19 protein-coding genes are annotated in these 17,561 nt (G+C 70.4%); 9 read left to right on the top strand and 10 right to left on the bottom strand.

Features of this window, described 5'->3' with window-relative positions; all coding sequences use genetic code 11:
- Positions 1 to 57: 57 nt before the first annotated feature.
- From BLW32_RS18865 to BLW32_RS18875, 3 genes are read right to left on the bottom strand one after another with little or no spacing between them, the layout of a single operon-like run.
- On the bottom strand, positions 58 to 525 hold the full coding sequence (locus BLW32_RS18865) for an aminoacyl-tRNA deacylase (protein WP_225535782.1): 468 nt from the start codon (positions 523 to 525) through the stop codon (positions 58 to 60).
- A complete protein-coding gene (gene trpD / locus BLW32_RS18870) occupies positions 522 to 1,568 on the bottom strand; it encodes an anthranilate phosphoribosyltransferase (RefSeq protein WP_068739203.1) in 1,047 nt (348 codons plus the stop codon). The genes BLW32_RS18865 and trpD overlap by 4 nt, the downstream gene beginning before the upstream one ends.
- Before the next feature lie 23 nt (positions 1,569 to 1,591).
- A complete protein-coding gene (locus BLW32_RS18875) occupies positions 1,592 to 1,924 on the bottom strand; it encodes a hypothetical protein (protein ID WP_068521042.1) in 333 nt (110 codons plus the stop codon).
- 266 nt (positions 1,925 to 2,190) lie between these two features.
- On the opposite strand from BLW32_RS18875, the gene ctaE reads away from it, so the two are divergent.
- From ctaE to BLW32_RS18900, 5 genes are all read left to right on the top strand, one after another.
- Positions 2,191 to 2,805, top strand: coding sequence for an aa3-type cytochrome oxidase subunit III (gene ctaE, locus BLW32_RS18880; RefSeq protein WP_074850712.1), 615 nt, complete (start codon positions 2,191 to 2,193; stop codon positions 2,803 to 2,805).
- Between the two features lie 38 nt (positions 2,806 to 2,843).
- Positions 2,844 to 3,761, top strand: a complete 918-nt coding sequence (qcrC, locus tag BLW32_RS18885) for a cytochrome bc1 complex diheme cytochrome c subunit (protein ID WP_068739205.1) — start codon at positions 2,844 to 2,846, stop codon at positions 3,759 to 3,761.
- On the top strand, positions 3,758 to 4,939 hold the full coding sequence (qcrA, locus tag BLW32_RS18890) for a cytochrome bc1 complex Rieske iron-sulfur subunit (RefSeq protein ID WP_068521049.1): 1,182 nt from the start codon (positions 3,758 to 3,760) through the stop codon (positions 4,937 to 4,939). Before qcrC ends, qcrA begins: the two co-directional genes overlap by 4 nt.
- Positions 4,939 to 6,564 (top strand): cytochrome bc1 complex cytochrome b subunit, encoded by a 1,626-nt coding sequence (qcrB, locus tag BLW32_RS18895; protein ID WP_068521051.1) that lies wholly within the window; start codon positions 4,939 to 4,941, stop codon positions 6,562 to 6,564. The genes qcrA and qcrB overlap by 1 nt, the downstream gene beginning before the upstream one ends.
- Positions 6,565 to 6,650: 86 nt before the next feature.
- Entirely contained in the window at positions 6,651 to 7,232 is a 582-nt protein-coding gene (locus tag BLW32_RS18900) for a nitroreductase family protein (protein WP_231857274.1), read from the top strand.
- A 1-nt stretch (position 7,233) separates the two neighbouring features.
- On the opposite strand, the gene BLW32_RS18905 is transcribed toward BLW32_RS18900, so the two are convergent.
- The 3 genes from BLW32_RS18905 to ctaC all read right to left on the bottom strand — a co-directional run bounded on the left by BLW32_RS18905 (position 7,234) and on the right by ctaC (position 9,648).
- Positions 7,234 to 7,956, bottom strand: coding sequence for a hypothetical protein (locus BLW32_RS18905; RefSeq protein WP_068739209.1), 723 nt, complete (start codon positions 7,954 to 7,956; stop codon positions 7,234 to 7,236).
- A gap of 126 nt (positions 7,957 to 8,082) precedes the next feature.
- Complete coding sequence (locus BLW32_RS18910; RefSeq protein WP_068521058.1) at positions 8,083 to 8,514, bottom strand: cytochrome c oxidase subunit 4; 432 nt, start codon at positions 8,512 to 8,514, stop codon at positions 8,083 to 8,085.
- Between the two features lie 3 nt (positions 8,515 to 8,517).
- Positions 8,518 to 9,648 carry an aa3-type cytochrome oxidase subunit II gene (ctaC, locus tag BLW32_RS18915; protein WP_435594888.1) on the bottom strand — a complete coding sequence of 377 codons (1,131 nt, stop codon included), beginning with the start codon at positions 9,646 to 9,648 and terminating at the stop codon, positions 8,518 to 8,520.
- A 207-nt stretch (positions 9,649 to 9,855) separates the two neighbouring features.
- On the opposite strand from ctaC, the gene asnB reads away from it, so the two are divergent.
- Positions 9,856 to 11,820: an asparagine synthase (glutamine-hydrolyzing) gene (gene asnB / locus BLW32_RS18920; RefSeq protein ID WP_068739212.1), complete on the top strand. Its 1,965-nt coding sequence runs from the start codon at positions 9,856 to 9,858 to the stop codon at positions 11,818 to 11,820.
- 17 nt (positions 11,821 to 11,837) lie between these two features.
- On the opposite strand, the gene BLW32_RS18925 is transcribed toward asnB, so the two are convergent.
- Positions 11,838 to 12,251, bottom strand: a complete 414-nt coding sequence (locus BLW32_RS18925; protein WP_068739216.1) for a DUF4345 domain-containing protein — start codon at positions 12,249 to 12,251, stop codon at positions 11,838 to 11,840.
- An 88-nt stretch (positions 12,252 to 12,339) separates the two neighbouring features.
- On the opposite strand from BLW32_RS18925, the gene BLW32_RS18930 reads away from it, so the two are divergent.
- Entirely contained in the window at positions 12,340 to 12,939 is a 600-nt protein-coding gene (locus BLW32_RS18930; protein WP_068739688.1) for a TetR/AcrR family transcriptional regulator, read from the top strand.
- A 3-nt stretch (positions 12,940 to 12,942) separates the two neighbouring features.
- Here the strand turns inward: BLW32_RS18930 and trhA are convergent, their stop codons facing one another.
- From trhA to BLW32_RS18945, 3 genes are all read right to left on the bottom strand, one after another.
- A complete protein-coding gene (gene trhA / locus BLW32_RS18935; RefSeq protein ID WP_068739218.1) occupies positions 12,943 to 13,599 on the bottom strand; it encodes a PAQR family membrane homeostasis protein TrhA in 657 nt (218 codons plus the stop codon).
- 46 nt (positions 13,600 to 13,645) lie between these two features.
- The gene (locus BLW32_RS18940) at positions 13,646 to 14,632 is read right to left on the bottom strand and encodes a carbohydrate kinase family protein (protein WP_068739221.1); all 987 of its coding nucleotides are present in this window, start codon (positions 14,630 to 14,632) and stop codon (positions 13,646 to 13,648) included.
- An 89-nt stretch (positions 14,633 to 14,721) separates the two neighbouring features.
- Entirely contained in the window at positions 14,722 to 15,069 is a 348-nt protein-coding gene (locus BLW32_RS18945) for a HesB/IscA family protein (protein ID WP_068521070.1), read from the bottom strand.
- A 121-nt stretch (positions 15,070 to 15,190) separates the two neighbouring features.
- Here BLW32_RS18945 and BLW32_RS18950 point away from each other — a divergent pair, with 121 nt between their 5' ends.
- Both BLW32_RS18950 and cobT read left to right on the top strand, forming a co-directional pair.
- Positions 15,191 to 15,877 (top strand): DUF3043 domain-containing protein, encoded by a 687-nt coding sequence (locus tag BLW32_RS18950; protein ID WP_068521072.1) that lies wholly within the window; start codon positions 15,191 to 15,193, stop codon positions 15,875 to 15,877.
- A gap of 3 nt (positions 15,878 to 15,880) precedes the next feature.
- Complete coding sequence (gene cobT, locus BLW32_RS18955; protein ID WP_068739223.1) at positions 15,881 to 17,560, top strand: nicotinate-nucleotide--dimethylbenzimidazole phosphoribosyltransferase; 1,680 nt, start codon at positions 15,881 to 15,883, stop codon at positions 17,558 to 17,560.
- Position 17,561: the final 1 nt, after the last annotated feature.

A 17,561-nucleotide genomic window follows, 5' to 3' on the forward strand; every position in this document is an offset into this window, starting at 1 on the left:
GCGGGCGGAACGCCGAATTCCACGGAATGGAATTTTGTGCGTTCTGTTCGCGGGCACCTACTCGGCGATGTCGGCGACGGTCGCGCCGTACGCCGCGATGAGCGCGTCCGCGTCCACGATCGCGCTGTGACCGTGTGCGCCGGCACCGAGCGCCACCGTCGCGCCGGCGATCCGCTCGTCGACGTACACCGGCCAGCCGCCCCGGGCCCCGACGGGCGTGATCGTGCCGCGCTCGTACCCCGTGGCCTCGAGGGCCTCGTCGGCGGGCGGCATCGCGAGCCGGTTCACGCCGACCACGGCGCGCAGCTTGGGCCACGCGATCGAGCGGTCGCCGGGGACGAGCGCGAACAGGTAGGCCCCCTCGCCCCTGCGCACGACGAGCGACTTCACCAGCTGCGACGGCGGCAGGTCCATGAGCGCGGCCGCCTCCTCGAGGCTCCGCGCCGCCGGGCGTTCGCGCACCGTCACCGTCAGGCCGCGGGCGGCGGCGTCGGCCCGCATCCGGTCCAGACCCGACTCGCTCACGCGCCCGCGATCTCCTGCGACAGCGCGATCCAGCGGTCGAGCAGCGCGGCCGCGGCGCCCGAGTCGACGGCCTCGGCGACGCGCGGCAGGTGCGCGGCGAGCGCGTCCTGCACGGGCTCCCCCGCGATCAGCCCCTCGTACGCGGCGACGGCGCCGGCCGAGTTGAGGAGCACGGCGTCGCGCACCGGGCCGGTCTCCCCGGCGAGGAAGGAGCGGGCGATCGCGGCGTTGACGGTCGCGTCGCCGCCCCGCAGGTCCTCCATCGCGACCCGGGCCAGCCCGAGCTCGCGGGGATCGACGGACTCGACGCCCACCCCGTCCTCCTGCACGCGCCAGACGGTGGAGGTCGACGTGGTGGTCAGCTCGTCGAGCCCGTCGTCGCCGCGGACGACGATCACGTGGTCCTGGCCGCCGCGGTCGGCGAACGCCTGCGCCACGACGGGCGCGAGGTCGGCGAACGCGCAGCCGATGAGCCCGGCGGAGGGCCTCCCCGGGTTGGTGAGCGGGCCGAGCACGTTGAAGACGGTCGGGATCCCGATCTCCTTGCGGGTGGCGCCGGCGAAGCGCAGGCCCGAGTGGAAGACGGAGGCTAGGCAGAAGCCGATGCCCAGTTCGGTGGTGGTGCGCGCGACGCCGTCGGCGCTCAGCCCGATCGCCACGCCGAGCGCCTCCAGGCAGTCCGCGCCGCCCGACTTCGACGACGCGGCCCGGTTGCCGTGCTTGAGCACGGGGACGCCGGCCGCGGCCACGACGATCGAGCTCATCGTGGAGATGTTGACCGAGTGCGAGCGGTCGCCGCCGGTGCCGACGATGTCGACGGCGCGGGCGTCGAAGGGCACCGGGGTCGTGAGCGAGAGCATCACGTCGGCCAGCGCGCGCACCTCGACCGGCGACGGGCCCTTCATCTTCATGGCGACGCCGAACGCGGAGATCTGCGACGGGGTCGCCCCGTCGCTCATGATCTCGGACATCGCCCACCGGGCCTGCTCCGCGCTGAGGTCGCGCTGAGAGGTGAGCTCGGTGAGAACCGTCGGCCAATCCATGGCCGCAACTGTAATCGGGGCGGTCAAGCAGGAATCTGGAGCACCTGCCACAGCACGGCGCTGCCGCCGTGCCGCGCGGTCACGCCCGCCATCCGCGAACGCTCCTGGGAGACGTGCAGCGCGTCCACCCTCTGCACCCGTGCGACGGCGACGGTCTCCATCCCGGGAAGGCCCGGCGCACCGTCGGCCGCGACCCGCTCGTAGCGATCCTGTCCGACGAGCCGCAGCACCTCGTCGACCTCCGCGGGCGGCACTTCGAGGACGTGCAGCAGCACGCTCTGCGCGTCCGGATCGAAGCCCTCCGCCGCGTCGAGGACCGACGACGAGGCGGCCGCGTCGTCGCCCGACTCGGCCACGGGAACCAAACCGGGGTGCCCGGGCGTTAACTCTTCGACGGTGCGCGTGGAGAGGTGGCCGAGCAACCGACCCAGCCGGGTCCGCTGTTCGGGTCTGCCGTTGAGGTCGTAGGGCAAGGTCCGCCTTATCTGCCGATGCCGATCCGGCCGTTGACGTGGTGTTTCGAGTGTACGAGCGGAGGGCGTCCAGCCTGCCCGCGATATTCGACGCGCCCAATCTGCGACCCGGGTAGGCATTCGATACTACGACCGGTCATACTTGCGAGGTGACTAGCGCCGCACCGACCTCAGCTACAGCCATCACCCAGCGCGTGCACTCACTCAACCGGCCCAACATGGTCAGCGTCGGGACCATCGTCTGGCTGTCGAGCGAGCTCATGTTCTTCGCCGGTCTCTTCGCCATGTACTTCGTGGCGCGAGCCGGAGCTGGGGAGAACGGATGGCCCCCCGCCGACACGAACATCAGCCTGGCCGCGGCCCTGCCGCCGACCATCGTGCTGATCGCCTCGTCGGTCACCTGCCAGCTGGGCGTCTTCGCCGCGGAGAAGGGCGACGTCTTCAAGTTCCGGATCTGGTACCTGATCTCGCTGATCATGGGCGCCGCGTTCATCGCGGGCCAGCTCAACGAGTACAAGACCCTGATCGGTGAGGGCCTCACGCTCAGCTCCTCGGTCTACGGCTCGGTGTTCTACATGGCCACCGGCTTCCACGGCCTGCACGTGATGGGCGGCCTCGTGGCCTTCGTCTTCATCCTGGCCCGCAGCCGCGCCTCGAAGTTCACGCCCGCCCAGGCGACCTCGGCGATCGTCGTCAGCTACTACTGGCACTTCGTCGACGTGGTGTGGATCGGCCTCTTCGCCGTCATTTACATCATTCGCTAAAGACGTTTATCTCAGTCGCCATCACAGAGGGATAGCAGATGAGTTCAGCCAACTTTGAGCCCGCCGAGGGAGGCGAGCCCGACGGTGCCGGGCGCGCGTCCGTCGCCTCGGCACAGAAGGCCCGGAAGCAGCGCAAGCTCCGCCGCAAATTCGCGAGCGCGGCGCTGCTGGTCGGCGGCCTCCTCGCCGCGGGCGGTGTCGCCACGATCGCCAGCCCGACCCCGCAGGTCGCGATCGCCGACGACTTCGACGCCGCGCAGGTGGAGAACGGTAAGCGCCTGTACGAGACCTCGTGCATCAGCTGCCACGGCGCCAGCCTCGAGGGCGTGAAGGACCGCGGTCCCAGCCTCGTCGGTGTCGGCGATTCGGCCGTGTACTTCCAGGTGCACTCGGGCCGCATGCCCGCGACGGTCAACTCGTCGCAGATCGTGCGCAAGCCCGCCAAGTTCGACGCGAAGCAGATCGACGCCATGGGCGCCTACATCCAGTCGATCGGCGGCGGCCCGTCGATCGTCTGGGAGTACAACCCGGACGGCTCGATCAAGCGCGACGAGAACGGCAACCGCGTCATCGCGCAGGAGTCGCTGCGCGGCAAGAACCTCGGCGCCGGCGCCGAGCTCTTCCGCCTCAACTGCGCCTCGTGCCACAACTTCACCGGCCGGGGCGGCGCCCTGTCCGGTGGCAAGTTCGCGCCCCCGCTGGATCCCGCCAACGAGCAGGAGATCTACGCCGCGATGCTGACCGGCCCGCAGAACATGCCCAAGTTCTCGGACCGTGCACTGTCGCCTGAAGAGAAGAAGAACATCATCGGCTTCATCAAGAACGTCGGCGAGACCCAGTCCCCCGGCGGCCACGGCCTCGGCGGTTTCGGTACCGCGTCCGAGGGCATGGTGATGTGGGTGACCGGGATGATCGCCGTCGTCGGCGCCGCGATGTGGGTTGGGAGCAGGAATTGACCGCCAAGCCGTTGAACAACGTCCCGTCGGACGACGAACTGGACAACCTGTCCCACGAGGAGCTGGTGAAGCTCGGTACCAACCTCGACGGTGTCGAGCTGGTCTACCGCGAGCCCCGCTGGCCCGTCCCCGGGACCCGCGCCGAGAAGCGCGCCGAGCGCACCGTCGCCCTGTGGTTCGTCCTGGCCGGCGTCTTCGGCGCCGCGCTCCTGGGTGTCTTCCTCTTCTGGCCGTGGAAGTACCAGGGCATCGACGACGCCCACTACTGGTGGTACACGCTGTACACGCCGATGCTGGGCATCACCTTCGGGCTGTCGCTGCTCTGCGTCTTCGCGGGCACCGTGCAGTTCACCAAGAAGTTCATCCCCGAGGAGATCGCCGTCCAGCAGCGGCATGACGCGGGCGGCTCGTCCAAGGTGGACAAGACCACCACGGCCGCGCTGTTCAAGGATGCGCTGGAGACCTCGACCCTCCCCCGCCGCAAGATGATCATGGCCTCGGCCGGATTCGGTGTCGGCGTGCTCGGCCTCGGTGCCGCGGCCGGCTTCATCGGCGGCCTCGTCAAGAACCCGTGGGCCAAGCGCGAGGCCTCGCCGCTGTGGCACACCGGCTGGTCGCCGTACTGGAACTCGCTCGAGAACGACTTCTCCAACGAGCTCAACCACGAGCCGGTCTTCCTGCGCAACGACGTGGGCGATCCCTACAAGGTCAAGCTCGTGAAGGCGGAGGACCTCGACGCCGGCGGCATGATGACGGTGTTCCCGTGGCGCGTCTCGGACGGCTTCGGCGAGACCGAGGAGTCGCGCCTCAAGCTGCTCCACGGCCTCAAGGGCATCCGCAACCCCGTCATGCTGATCCGCCTGCGCCCCGAGGACGCCGTCCGCGCGATCAAGCGTGAGGGCCAGGAGAGCTTCAACTACGGCGACTACTGGGCCTACACCAAGGTCTGCAGCCACTTCGGCTGCCCCACGTCGCTGTACGAGCAGCAGACCAACCGCATCCTCTGCCCCTGCCACCAGTCGCAGTTCAACGCGCTCGAGTACGGCAAGCCGGTCTTCGGCCCCGCCGCCCGCGCGCTCGCGCAGCTGCCGATCTCGGTCAACGAGCAGGGCTACATGGTCGCCAACGGCGACTTCATCGAACAGGTCGGACCGGCCTTCTGGGAGGCGACGCACTGATGACCACACTCGGAGATCGGATCGGCCACCAGGCCAACGATCTGGATTCGCGGTACCACTTCGCGCCCGGGATCCGTCGCCAGATCAACAAGGTCTTCCCCACGCACTGGTCGTTCATGCTGGGCGAGATCGCGCTGTACAGCTTCGTGATCCTGCTGCTGTCGGGCGTGTACCTCACCCTGTTCTTCGACCCGTCGCTGTCGGAGGTCCACTACGAGGGCGCCTACGAGCCGCTGCACGGCGTCGCGATGTCGCGCGCCTACGCCACCACCCTGGACATCTCGTTCGAGGTGCGCGGCGGCCTGTTCGTCCGCCAGATCCACCACTGGGCCGCCCTGATGTTCGCCGCGTCGATCATCATCCACATGGCCCGCATCTTCTTCACCGGTGCGTTCCGCCGCCCGCGTGAGGCCAACTGGGTCATCGGCTGCGCGCTGCTGATGCTCGCGATGTTCGAGGGCTTCTTCGGCTACTCGATCCCGGACGACCTGCTCTCGGGCACCGGCGTCCGCGCCGCGATGTCCGGCATCGTCGTCGGCCTCCCCGTGGTCGGCACCTGGGTCCACTGGGCCCTGTTCGGCGGGGACTTCCCCGGCGAGCTGCTGATCCCGCGCCTGTACGTGCTGCACATCCTGCTGTTCCCGGGCATCATCCTGGCGCTCATCGCGGGCCACCTGGCCCTCGTCTGGTACCAGAAGCACACCCAGTTCGCAGGTCCCGGCCGCACCGAGGAGAACGTGGTGGGTGTCCGCATCCTCCCCGTCTTCGCGGTCAAGACCGGCGCGTACTTCGCCGCCACCTTCGGCATCCTCGCCCTCATGGCGGGCATCTTCACGATCAACCCCGTGTGGACGATCGGCCCCTACGATCCGGCGAAGGTCTCCGCGGGTGTCCAGCCCGACGTCTACATGATGTGGACGGACGGCCTGGCCCGTCTGTGGCCGGCGTGGGAGCTCTACTTCTGGGGCCACACCGTCCCGGGCGCCGCGTTCGTGGCGATCATCATCGGCGTGATCGTGGGCCTGATGTTCGGTTACCCGTGGATCGAGAAGAAGCTCACCGGCGACGATGCGCACCACAACATCCTGCAGCGTCCCCGCGACGTGCCGGTGCGTACCGCGATCGGCGCCATGGCCCTCGCGTTCTACATCGTTCTCACGCTGTCCTGTGTGAACGACGTCATCGCGCTGAAGTTCCACATCTCGCTCAACGCGATGACGTGGATCGGCCGCATCGGCCTGGTCGTGCTGCCGCCGGTCGCCTACTGGCTGACCTACCGGTTCTGCATCGGCCTGCAGCGCGCCGACCGCGCGGTGCTGGAGCACGGCATCGAGACCGGCGTCATCGTGCGTCGCCCGAACGGTGAGTTCATCGAGCTCCACCAGCCGCTCGGCCCGATCGACGACCACGGCCACGCCGTGCCGCTCCCCTACGAGGGCGCGGTCGTCCCGACCAAGGCCAACCAGCTCGGCGCCGCCGGCCAGCCCGGCACGGGCTCGTTCCTGCGGGCCGACTCGCCCGAGGAGCAGCGCGACAACGCCGCCCGCGACCACGCGAACGAGGTCAAGGCGCTCGAGGCCCTCAAGAAGGTCCAGGACAACGGCGGCAAGATCGACGTCGAGTAGGTCCTGACAACGCCACTGCGGCCCCTCCCCCACGCGGGGGAGGGGCCGCAGTCGTTTCCGGGGGCCCGGCGCGCACAATGGACGCCGTGAGTACCTGCGAGATCCCGGTCGTGCCGGCGATCCATCCCGCCGTCCTCCGTCGGCACAGCCCGATGGCGTTCGAGCCCGGGGCGGAGATCAGCGACGACGCGCTCGACACGATCCTGGATGCCGGCCGCCTCGCGCCCTCCGCGGGCAATTCGCAGCCGTGGGCGTTCGTCGTGGGCCGCCACGGCGATGCCGTGCACGCGCGCATCGTGCGCCATCTCGCCGGGAGCTCCGCCCGGTGGGCGCCGGACGCCTCCGCGATCGTCGTGAACCTCGCCCGGGTGCTCGTCGAGGACACGGACTGGGAGTACTCGGAGTTCTCCCGCTACGACCTCGGCCAGGCCGTCGCGCACATGACGCTGCAGGCCCTGTCGATCGGCATCGACGCCCACCAGTTCCGGGCCTTCGACCGCGAAGCCGTCGCCGCCGAGTTCGCGGTGCCGCGGGAGTGGGAGGTCACGTCGATGACGGCGTTCGGGGTCGCGGCGCACGCGGCGGGCACCGTCGCCGGGGTCGCACGTGAGCGGCGCAGCCGGGGCGACGTGACCTGGACGCGCGTCCGCGCCGACGAACCCCGGTGATTCAGGCCAGGCGCAGTCGCAGCAGGTAGCTGTTCTCCCCCACCGGAGCGCCGGGCTCGCCGAGGCAGACCTCGTGCCACGCACCGTCGACGGCCGCCAGGCTCTGCTCGCGCAGCTGCACGGCGAAGGCCTTCGCGGTCGGGAGCAGCGCGGCGGACCACCGGCCGTCGACGCGGGTCTGCAGGTACGACGCTGCCGGCAGGTCCAGGCAGCGCACGCGGGCGAGGCTCAGGCCCTTGCTGACCTCGAGCTGTTCGAGCACGTCGCCCACCTCGGCCTCGTCGATCCACGCGGGCCGGCGCAGGAGCAGTGTCCAGCGGGCCGTGTCGGTGTCGTGGGGCGCCACCTCGCCGCGGAGGCGCTCGAGCGGGGGCATCCGGAAGTCGCTGCGGTCGGCGTCGTCGGCGCCCGGGGTGCCGCGCCGGTAGAGGGCCTTGTTGCGCACCTTCACACCGTAGGCGGCCGCGTAGAGGGCCTCGGCGGCCGCGCGGAAGTCCTCGGAGGTGCGGGGGCTGCCGACGGTGTCGACGGCCAGATACGCGCGCTCAGGGGCGACGACCACACCGATGTGCCCGACGGTGCCGTACGCCCCTCCGCCGTACGCCTCGGGCTCCGCCTCGGAGAAGTCGTACTTCGTCTTCTGCGGAGCGACGGTCCCTCCCCTGCCGCGCACCTCGTCGGCGGTGAGTTTGCGTACGGACAGCCCGGCCCTGGCCTGCGTCATGGGTGCATGCAATCAGGCCGAGACGACCCGCAGGAGACGCCGCGGTGAACACCGCCGAACGAGCGACGCCCGCCCCGGTGAACTGAGTTTCTCAGAACCGGGGCGGGCGTCGCTGAAGACCGTGTCCTAGTGCTTCTCGGGACCCTTGTGGTACTCGAAGACGAGGCCCCACGCGGCGCCGACGACGAGCAGGCCGCCGAAGAACCACAGCCAGTAGAGCTGCAGGGCGACGGAGATGCCGACCACGGCGACCGAGGCCGAGAGCAGGATGGGCCACCACGAGTGCGGGCTGAAGAAGCCCAGCTCGCCGGCACCGTCGGACACCTCGGCGTCCTCGTAGTCCTCGGGGCGGGTGTCGACGCGGTTGGACACGAACCGGAAGTACGTGCCGATGATCAGCGTCAGGCCGCCCGTGAGGAACATGCCGGTGACGCCGACCCACTCGACGGCGCCGTAGCCGTAGCCGGGGCCCCAGATCGCGGTCGCGACGGTGTACAGGATGCCCGCGAGGAAGAAGAACGCGGTGAGGAACTCGAAGAGTTTCGCTTCGACCTTCATGGGTCAGTTCGCTCCTTCTGCGTTGACGGGCGCGGTGCTGTTGCCCGACGGGGTGCGGCCGGTGCGGCGGGTGTCGAACGGGAACGTGCTGGTGGAGACGCCCACCTCGCCGATCGACTCGAGCGCGGCGACGTTGTCCTTGCCGCCCTGACGCGCCTCGATGTACTTCTTGAAGTTCTCCGGCGTCACGGCGCGGATCTCGAAGTTCATCATGGAGTGGTAGTCGCCGCACATCTCGGCGCAGCGGCCGACGAAGGCGCCGGGCCGGTCGATGCTGGACACCTGGAACTTGTTCTGGGTGTGGTTCTGCACCGGGTTCGGCATGACGTCGCGCTTGAAGGCGAACTGCGGGACGTAGAAGGAGTGCACGACGTCGGCCGAGGCCAGATCGAACTGGACGCGGGTGTCGGTCGGCAGCACCAGCACGGGGATCTCGGCGGACGAGCCCTGCACCTCGACGGTGCTGAACTTCAGGTAGTCGCGGATCTCCTGGAAACGGCCGTGGTTCGGGCCGCGCTCGGGCTGCACCTCGATGTGGCCGTGCTCCTTCATCTTCGCAGCCTCTTCGTTGAGCTTCGCGATGTCGGGCTGCTTGCCGTACGGGTTCTCCCGCTCGAGCTTGATCTTGTTGCCGTCGAGGGTGACCTCGCGGTACGCGAAACGCCAGTTCCACTGGAAGGCGGTGACGTCGACCGTCACGCCGGGGTTGTCCTCGATCTTCTCGACCTTGGTCTGCACGACCACGGTGAAGTAGAAGAGGACCGCGATGATGAGGAACGGGATCGCGGTGTACAGCAGCTCCAGCGGCACGTTGTACGCGGTCTGCCGGGGGAAATCGGGCGAGTCCGCCTTGCGCCGGTGGAACGTGATGGTCCAGAACGTGAGGGCCCAGACGAGGACACCCATGATGAGGGCGGCGACGACGGACCAGCTCCACAGCTCAGTCATGTCACGGGCCTCGGGGGTCACACCCTCGGGCCAACCGAAACGCATCACCTCGTCGGCCGAGCAGCCCGCCAGAGCGAACATGCCAGCGACGAGCCCGGCGGCCAGAACCAGGCGCTTACGCCAGGACGCGGCCCCACCGTGGGCGTTACTTCCGGGTGCCAATGTCGCGCCTTCCTGCTGAAACACGGTCAGTGCTACGGGGCCCGATCCGGACCGTCTCCCCGTCCGGGAACTCACGGCCGGGGCTGCACGTTCCCCTTGTACTACGCAGCGTAGACCAACGGGACGGGGTACACGTTGCGGGGTCGGCAAATGGCGCGTCGTTTCGCGTGCCCGGGTTACGGGCCTGCGGCGTTCCGGCGGAAGGGGCCCGTTCCGGCATACTGGTCAACCGTGTGTGGCCTCCTGGGATTCCTGTCCGCCGATCAGCACGCGGGCGACGTCGTCGACGCGGTGACCGCCGCCGGCCGGTGCATGCGGCACCGCGGCCCGGACGAGTTCGGCGGGTCGTGGCACGACGACGACCTGGCGCTGAGCTTCAACCGGCTCGCCTTCATCGACATCGAGCACGCCCATCAGCCGCTGCGCTGGGGCCCGCCGGAGAGCCCGGACCGGTACGCACTGACGTTCAACGGCGAGATCTACAACTACCTCGAGCTGCGGCAGCGCCTGACCGACGAGTTCGGCGCCGAGTTCCGCACCGAGGGCGACGGCGAGTCGATCGTCGCCGGGTTCCACCACTGGGGCATCGACGGGGTGCTGGGGCAGCTGCGCGGCATGTTCGCCTTCGCGATCTGGGACACCGAGAAGCGGGAGCTGACGCTCGCGCGCGACCAGTTCGGCATCAAGCCCCTCTACGTCGCGACGGGCTCGAAGGGCACCGTCTTCTCGTCCGAGAAGAAGTCGGTGCTCGCCCTGGCGGACGAGGCGGGGCTGAAGCCGGGCCTCGACGCTCGCGCCGTGCAGCACTACACGGTCCTGCAGTACGTGCCCGAGCCCGAGTCGCTGCACCTGGGCATCCGCCGCCTCGAGTCGGGCTGCTACGCCACCCTCTCCCCCGGCGGCGAGGTCGTCGGCCGGCGCTACTTCGAGCCGCGCTTCCCCGTGAAGCCCGTCACCGGCGGCCTCGAGTCGGCCGAGGCGAAGGCCGTCTACCGCGACATCGCCGACGCACTGCGCGACTCGGTGAAGATGCACATGCGCGCCGACGTGACCGTCGGATCGTTCCTCTCCGGCGGCATCGACTCGACGGCCGTCGCGGCGCTGGCGATCCAGCACAACCCCGACCTGATCACGATCACCACAGGTTTCCAGCGCGAGGGCTACAGCGAGGTCGACGTGGCCGCCGAGTCCGCCGAGGCGATCGGCGCCCGGCACGTGGTGAAGACGGTCTCGCCCGAGGAGTTCCGCGACGCGATCCCCGCTATCGTCTGGTACCTCGACGATCCGGTGGCCGACCCGTCGCTCGTGCCCCTCTACTACCTCGCGCGCGAGGCCCGCAAGCACGTCAAGGTCGTGCTGTCGGGCGAGGGCGCCGACGAGCTGTTCGGCGGCTACACCATCTACAAGGAGCCGCTCTCGCTCGCGCCGTTCGACAAGCTGCCCGCGTGGGCGCGACGCACGGCCGGGAGGATCGGCGATCGCATGCCCGAGGGCAAGCGCGGTAAGTCGCTGCTGCAGCGCGGCTCGCTGCCACTCGAGGAGCGGTACTACGGCAACGCCCGGTCGTTCAACGACGCCCAGCTCGACTACGTACTGCGCGACTTCCGGCCGGAGTGGACGCACACCGACGTGACCGCCCCGATCTACGCCAAGACCCGCGGCTGGGGCCCCGTCGAGCGGATGCAGCACCTGGACCAGTTCACCTGGCTGCGCGGCGACATCCTGGTCAAGGCCGACAAGATGACGATGGCCAACTCGCTGGAGCTGCGCGTGCCGTTCCTGGACAAGGAGGTCTTCCGCGTCGCGGAGACGCTGCCCGCTGATCTCAAGCTGGCCGGCGGCACGTCGAAGTACGCGCTGCGTCGCGCGCTCGAGGAGATCATCCCGCCGCACGTGCTGCACCGGAAGAAGCTCGGCTTCCCGGTGCCGCTGCGGCACTGGCTGGCCGGCCCGGAGCTCTACGACTGGGCGCGGAACGTCATCGAGGAGTCGCAGACCGACGAGTGGATCGACCGGCGCGCGGTCCTGGCCATGCTCGACGAGCACAAGGCGAAGGCCCCCGAGGGCTGGCCGGGCGGCACCGACCACTCCCGGCGGCTCTGGACCGTGCTGGTGTTCATGGTCTGGCACGGCATCTTCGTCGAGGACCGCATCCATCCCGCCATCGAGGAGCCGGTCTACCCGGTCCGCCTCTAGGCCGCCGCCACGTCGCCTCAGGCGGCCGCCGTCGCGCCCGTACGGTCCGACGGTGCGCCGTCGGCGAGCGCCCGGAGCACGGCGACGTGCACGACCGGGACGACGAATTCGACGACGAGCATGGCGATGTAGAAGGGCGTGGGCGCGCCGGACGTGATCCACGCGAGCACCCGGCCGATCGCGCCGACGAAGAACAGCAGGCCCAGGAGGTTGATCTCCCGGGCCCGGCCGAGCACGTCGCGCGAGGCCCAGACGAAGGCCGCGCCGTACGCCGCGAAGAGCACGTTGAAGACCCGCAGGTCGGAGTCCATCGTCGCGTTCACCTCGCCGCCACCGATGTAGGTGACCTGACCGAACAGGAAGTGCGCGAGGGCGATCCCGATCACGACGACGCCGAAGACCACGAGCCACGCACGGAAGATCCGCTGCATTCCGCCTCCTATTTTACATGTGTCGAATAAGACGCTACGCCGCGATCCGCACACCATCAAGGGCGATCGCGCGCCTACAGTGGCCTCCGTGCCCACCCGCCGACGCCTGACTCCCGACCAGCGCCGGGACGCGCTGCTCGACGCCGGCGAGGAACTCTTCCGCGAGCGCGGCGTCGACGACGTCTCGATGCAGGACATCGCCGAGCACGCGGGCGTGACCCGCGCACTGCTCTACCACTACTTCCGCACGAAGGCCGAGCTGTTCGGGGGCATCTGGTCGCGCGCACACGAGCGGGTGCGTACGAGCCCGCCATCCGCGGCGCCGACGGTCCGCGCCTGGGCCGAGCGCCTGCTCCGCGACTACCTCGACTTCTACGCCGCGCACCTATCGCTGGTGATCATCGCGAATCGCAGTTCCGTCGCGAGCGATCCGGCGGTGCGCGGCCCCGTCGACGATTCCTTCGCCGCGATCAGTCGCGCCCTGCTCGATGCCGCGGGCGCCGGCGGCGCGCAGCGCGCGGCCGCCGAGGTCGCCTTCGCCGGCTGGATCGCCTTCGTGCGCGAGACCTCGCTCGCCACGTTCCTGGACGGACGCATCGAGCCGGAGGAGAACGTCGCGCTGTGCCTGGCCGCCCTCGACGCCACCGTCGGCCGCCACGCCGACCTCAGCGCCCCGGCGCGGCACTGAGAGTCAGCGCAGCAGCGCGATCCACATCGCCGCGTAGTGGCAGAGCGCCGCGACGACGGTGGCGACGTGGAAGAACTCGTGGTGCCCGAAGACGCCGGGCCAAGGGTTCGGCCAGCGGGTCGCGTAGAGCACCGCTCCCCCGCTGTAGAGCACGCCGCCGACGGCGAGCAGGATCGACGCGGTCCAGCCCGCGCCGCGCACCAGGTCTCCCGCGACGGCGACGACCACCCAGCCGAGCGCGATGTACAGCGGCACACCGACCCAGCGCGGCGCGTGCGGCCACAGCAGCTTGAGCGCCACCCCGGCCAGGGCTCCGCCCCAGACCACCGCGAGCACCCACCGCGCGACGGACGAGGGCAGCGCCAGGACCGCGATGGGCGTGTAGCTGCCCGCGATGAAGACGAAGATCATGCAGTGGTCGGCGCGCTTCATCCAGATGCGCTGCGCTTCGGTCCACGCCCCGCGGTGGTACGCGGCGCTCACGCCGAACACCCCGAACACGGTGATCGCGTACACCAGCAGGGCGAACCCGGCGGCCGCCGACTGCAGGAAGCCCGCCACCACGAGCGGGATGCCCAACAGCACGGCGCCGAGCGCTCCGAACTGGTGGATCACGCCCCGCAGGCGCGGCTTGGCCTCGGGGACACCGGCGATCGTCATGAACCTACGATACCGTAGGTTACTCGCCGGTAATCAGATATGTGACCTACAGCGCAGCGAGGATCTCGGCCGCCGTCTCGGCGCCGTACGCCTCGGTGAGCCGCTCGCGGGCGTCCTCGACGTCGTAGTCCCAGGCCTGCGGCCCGACGGTCTCGAGCACCTTCACGGCGACGTACGAGCCGAGCTGCCCGGAGCGCTCGTAGGACAGGCCCGCGTCGAGCCCGACGAGGAAGCCGGCGCGGAAGGCGTCGCCGACGCCCGTCGGGTCGACGCGGCCGCGGTCGGGCACCACGTCGACGTGGATCCGCTGGGCGACGCCCTCGGCGCCGTTGACGACGATCTCCGCGCCCTTCTCGGCGAGGGTGGTCACGCGGACCTCGACCATCTCGGTGAGCCGCTCGGCGCTCACGCCGGTCTTCTGCTGGAGCAGGTTCCACTCGTATTCGTTCGTGAACAGGAACTTCGCGCCCTCCACCAGCGCGCGAGCCTCCTCGCCGTTCAGGCGCGCGAGCTGCTGCGACGGGTCCGCCGCGAAGGGGATGCCGGCCTCGCGGCACTGCGCGCTGTGCAGCGTCATCGCGGCGGGATCGTTCGCGCCGATCACGACGAGATCGAGGCCACCGACGGTGGCGGCGACGTCGGCGATCGCGATCTCGCGCGACTCGGCCATGGCGCCCGAGTAGAAGGACGCGATCTGCGCCATCTCGGAATCGGTGGTGCACTGGAAGCGCGCGGTGTGCGCGGTCTGCGAGACCCGGACCGCGCGGGTGTCGACGCCCGCGTCCTCGAGCCACGCGCGGTAGCCCTCGTCGAAGTCGGCGCCGACCGCGCCGACGAGAACGGGCCGCCGACCGAGCCGGGCCATGCCGAAGCTGATGTTCGCTCCGACCCCGCCGCGCTGCAGCACGAGCTCCTCCACCAGGAAGCTCAGGGAGACGTGAGCGAGGTGTTCGGCGAGCAACTGCTCGGAGAACTTCCCCTCGAAACGCATCAGATGATCGGTGGCGATGGAACCGGAAACGGCGATCGACACGACGAAACCCTCCCGTGGTCGGCGACGGACGAATCCAGTCAGCCTAACCGCGAGAGGGCTCCGGACGCTTCGCGGGCGTCAGTCGTGCGTCAGTTGAACGAGTCGCCGCAGGCGCACGAGCCGGTGGCGTTCGGGTTGTCGATGGTGAAACCCTGCTTCTCGATCGAGTCGACGAAGTCGATCTTCGCGCCGATCAGGAACGGCACGCTCATCCGGTCGACGGACAGCTTGACGCCGCCGAACTCGGACATCACGTCACCGTCGAGCGACCGGTCGTCGAAGTACAGCTGGTACCGGAGGCCCGCGCAACCACCCGGCTGCACCTCGATGCGCAGGGCCAGGTCATCACGACCCTCCTGGTCCAGCAGCGCCTTCGCCTTCGAGGCGGCGGCCTCGGTCAGCACCACACCGGTGGTTTCGCTCTCAGCAGTAGTCATAGGTTCTCCTCACAGACGCACGTCGGTGTCTGGTTCAACGGTACTCCCCCGCCCCGCATTCCCGGGAGTCACCGTCACCCGCGTCGTCGTGCACCCGGCGGGATCGAATACCCTGGACGGCGTGAAACTCCCCTGGCAGAAGGCCGACGATTCGACCTCCGAGGCGGCGGAGTCCGCGGCCGCCGACACCGTCGACGAGACCGCCGCGGACCCGACCGCCAAGCCCGCGCAGACGGCGGGCAAGGGCCGCCCCACGCCCAGCCGCCGCGAGGCCCAGGGCCGCAAGCGCGGCCCCGTCGCTCCCGCTCCGATGACGCGGGCCGAGGCCCGCGCGCGGAAGAAGGAGCTGCGCAACTCCATGAGCAAGGAGGAGCGCAAGGCCGCGGCCGCCCAGCGCCGCACGCAGGCCAACGAGCGCCGCGAGCTCATGATGGAGGGCGACGAGCGCTACCTGCCGGCCCGCGACAAGGGCCCCGTCAAGGCCTACGTGCGCGACCTGGTCGACGCGAAGCGCCACATCTCCACCATGTTCATCCCGTTCGCCGTCGCCGTGATGGTGTTCATGTTCGTCACGGTCAACCGGCCGGAACTCGCGGGCATCCCGATGCTGATCCTGCTGGTCATGGTCGCCGTCATGGCGATCGAGGGCATCCTCACCGGCCGCCGCGTCAACAACCGGGTCCGCGAGCGCTGGCCGGACACGACAGAGACGGGCTTCCGCCTCGGCTGGTACGCCTTCATGCGTTCCACGCAGCTGCGGCGCATGCGCATCCCGCGGCCGCAGGTCAAGCCGGGCGACGCGGTCTAGCCCGTGGCGCTCACCCTCGTTCTCGGCGGGGTCCGCTCCGGCAAGTCCGCCCGCGCCGAGCAGCTGATCGCCGGATCCGGCGCCCTCGTCCGGTACGTCGCCACGGCGCCGCGGCCCGACGGTGACCCCGACCTCGCCGCGCGCGTCGCCGCGCACCGCGACCGGCGCCCGGCGTCGTGGTCCACCGTGGAGACGCAGGACCTGCGCGCGGTGCTGGCCGAGGGCTCGGTGCCCACGCTGATCGACGACCTCGGCGGCTGGCTCGCCGCCCGGCTCGACGCGGCCGGGTGGGAGACCCCCGAGAACGTGCAGCCCGACCTCGACGGCCTCGTGGCCGCCGCAGCGGCGTACGCGGGCGAACTGGTCATCGTCAGCCCCGAGGTGGGCCTGTCGCTCGTCCCCGAGACCCACGCGGGCCGGGTTTTCCAGGACCTACTGGGCACGCTCAACGGCCGGCTCGCGGCGATCGCCGATCGGGCCGAGCTCGTCGTCGCCGGCATCCCCGTCGCCCTCTCCGGCGCGGCGGCCACCGGCACCGTGTCCGACGGTGCGCCTGCCGCGAGCCTGGTCAAGCCCGTGCCAGAGGTTCCCGCGGCCCCGCCGATCGTGCTCCCGCCGTTCGAGCCGGGTGCCGACCCCCTGGCGTTCCCGCAGCTCTCCCCTCCGGATCCGTTCGTGGGGCGCGAGGCCCGCGACCGCCAGCTGGAGCTCACCAAGCCCGCCGGGTCGCTGGGCCGGCTGGAGCAGCTCGGCGAGTGGATCGCCGCGTGCCAGGGCGTGTGCCCGCCGCAGCAGTTCGAGCGCGCGCGCATCGTGGTCTTCGCCGGCGATCACGGGGTGGCCGCGGGCGGCGTCTCGGCATACCCGCCGGAGGTCACGGCGCAGATGGTGGCGAACTTCGCCGCGGACGGCGCCGCGATCAACGTGCTGGCCGCGCAGGCCGGCGCGACGGTCCGCATCGAGGACATCGCCGTCGCCGGCGACACCCGCGAGGACCTGAGCCGCAACAAGATCCGCCGCTCGTCGGGCGACATCGCGGTCACCGACGCGATGACCGACGAGGAGACGATCGCCGCGATCGCGGCGGGCCGCCGCATCGCCGACGAGGAGGTCGACTCCGGAGCGGACCTGCTCATCGCCGGCGACATGGGCATCGGCAACACGACCCCCGCCGCGGTGCTGGTCGGCGCGCTCACCGAGACGGAGCCCGTCCTCGTCGTGGGCCGCGGCACCGGCATCGACGACAACGCCTGGATGCGCAAGGCCGCCGCGATCCGCGACGGCATGTACCGCGCCCGCCCGCATACCGGCAACCCGAAGGCGCTGCTGCGCAGCGTCGCCGGGGCCGACCTCGCCGCAATGGCCGGGTTCCTCGCGCAGGCCGCCGTGCGCCGCACCCCGGTGATCCTCGACGGGGTCGTGGTGACCGCTGCGGCCCTGGTCGCGAACGACCTCGCCCCCGGCGCCGTGAGCTGGTGGGTCGCCGGGCACAGGAGCCCCGAGCCCGCGCACGCCCTCGCGCTGCGCCGCCTCGATCTCGAGCCCCTCCTGGACCTGGGCCTGCGCCTCGGCGAGGGCAGCGGCGCCGCACTCGCACTGCCGCTGATCCGCTCGGCCGTGGCGGTCCTCGGCGAGATGGCGACCTTCGACGCCGCCGGCGTCTCCGGGAAGGCCGCCGACTGAC

The sequence above is a fragment of the Tsukamurella tyrosinosolvens genome, assembly GCF_900104775.1.
In the GTDB taxonomy this organism is placed as follows: domain Bacteria; phylum Actinomycetota; class Actinomycetes; order Mycobacteriales; family Mycobacteriaceae; genus Tsukamurella; species Tsukamurella tyrosinosolvens.

Bases quoted from the DNA above. Each gene is read 5' to 3' on its own strand.
- BLW32_RS18910 (WP_068521058.1), bottom strand. From the start codon at position 8,514: ATGAAGGTCGAAGCGAAACTCTTCGAGTTCCTCACCGCGTTCTTCTTC.
- qcrB (WP_068521051.1), top strand. From the start codon at position 4,939: ATGACCACACTCGGAGATCGGATCGGCCACCAGGCCAACGATCTGGAT.
- BLW32_RS18905 (WP_068739209.1), bottom strand. From the start codon at position 7,956: ATGACGCAGGCCAGGGCCGGGCTGTCCGTACGCAAACTCACCGCCGAC.
- trhA (WP_068739218.1), bottom strand. From the start codon at position 13,599: ATGACGATCGCCGGTGTCCCCGAGGCCAAGCCGCGCCTGCGGGGCGTG.
- qcrC (WP_068739205.1), top strand. From the start codon at position 2,844: ATGAGTTCAGCCAACTTTGAGCCCGCCGAGGGAGGCGAGCCCGACGGT.
- BLW32_RS18925 (WP_068739216.1), bottom strand. From the start codon at position 12,251: ATGCAGCGGATCTTCCGTGCGTGGCTCGTGGTCTTCGGCGTCGTCGTG.
- BLW32_RS18945 (WP_068521070.1), bottom strand. From the start codon at position 15,069: ATGACTACTGCTGAGAGCGAAACCACCGGTGTGGTGCTGACCGAGGCC.
- trpD (WP_068739203.1), bottom strand. From the start codon at position 1,568: ATGGATTGGCCGACGGTTCTCACCGAGCTCACCTCTCAGCGCGACCTC.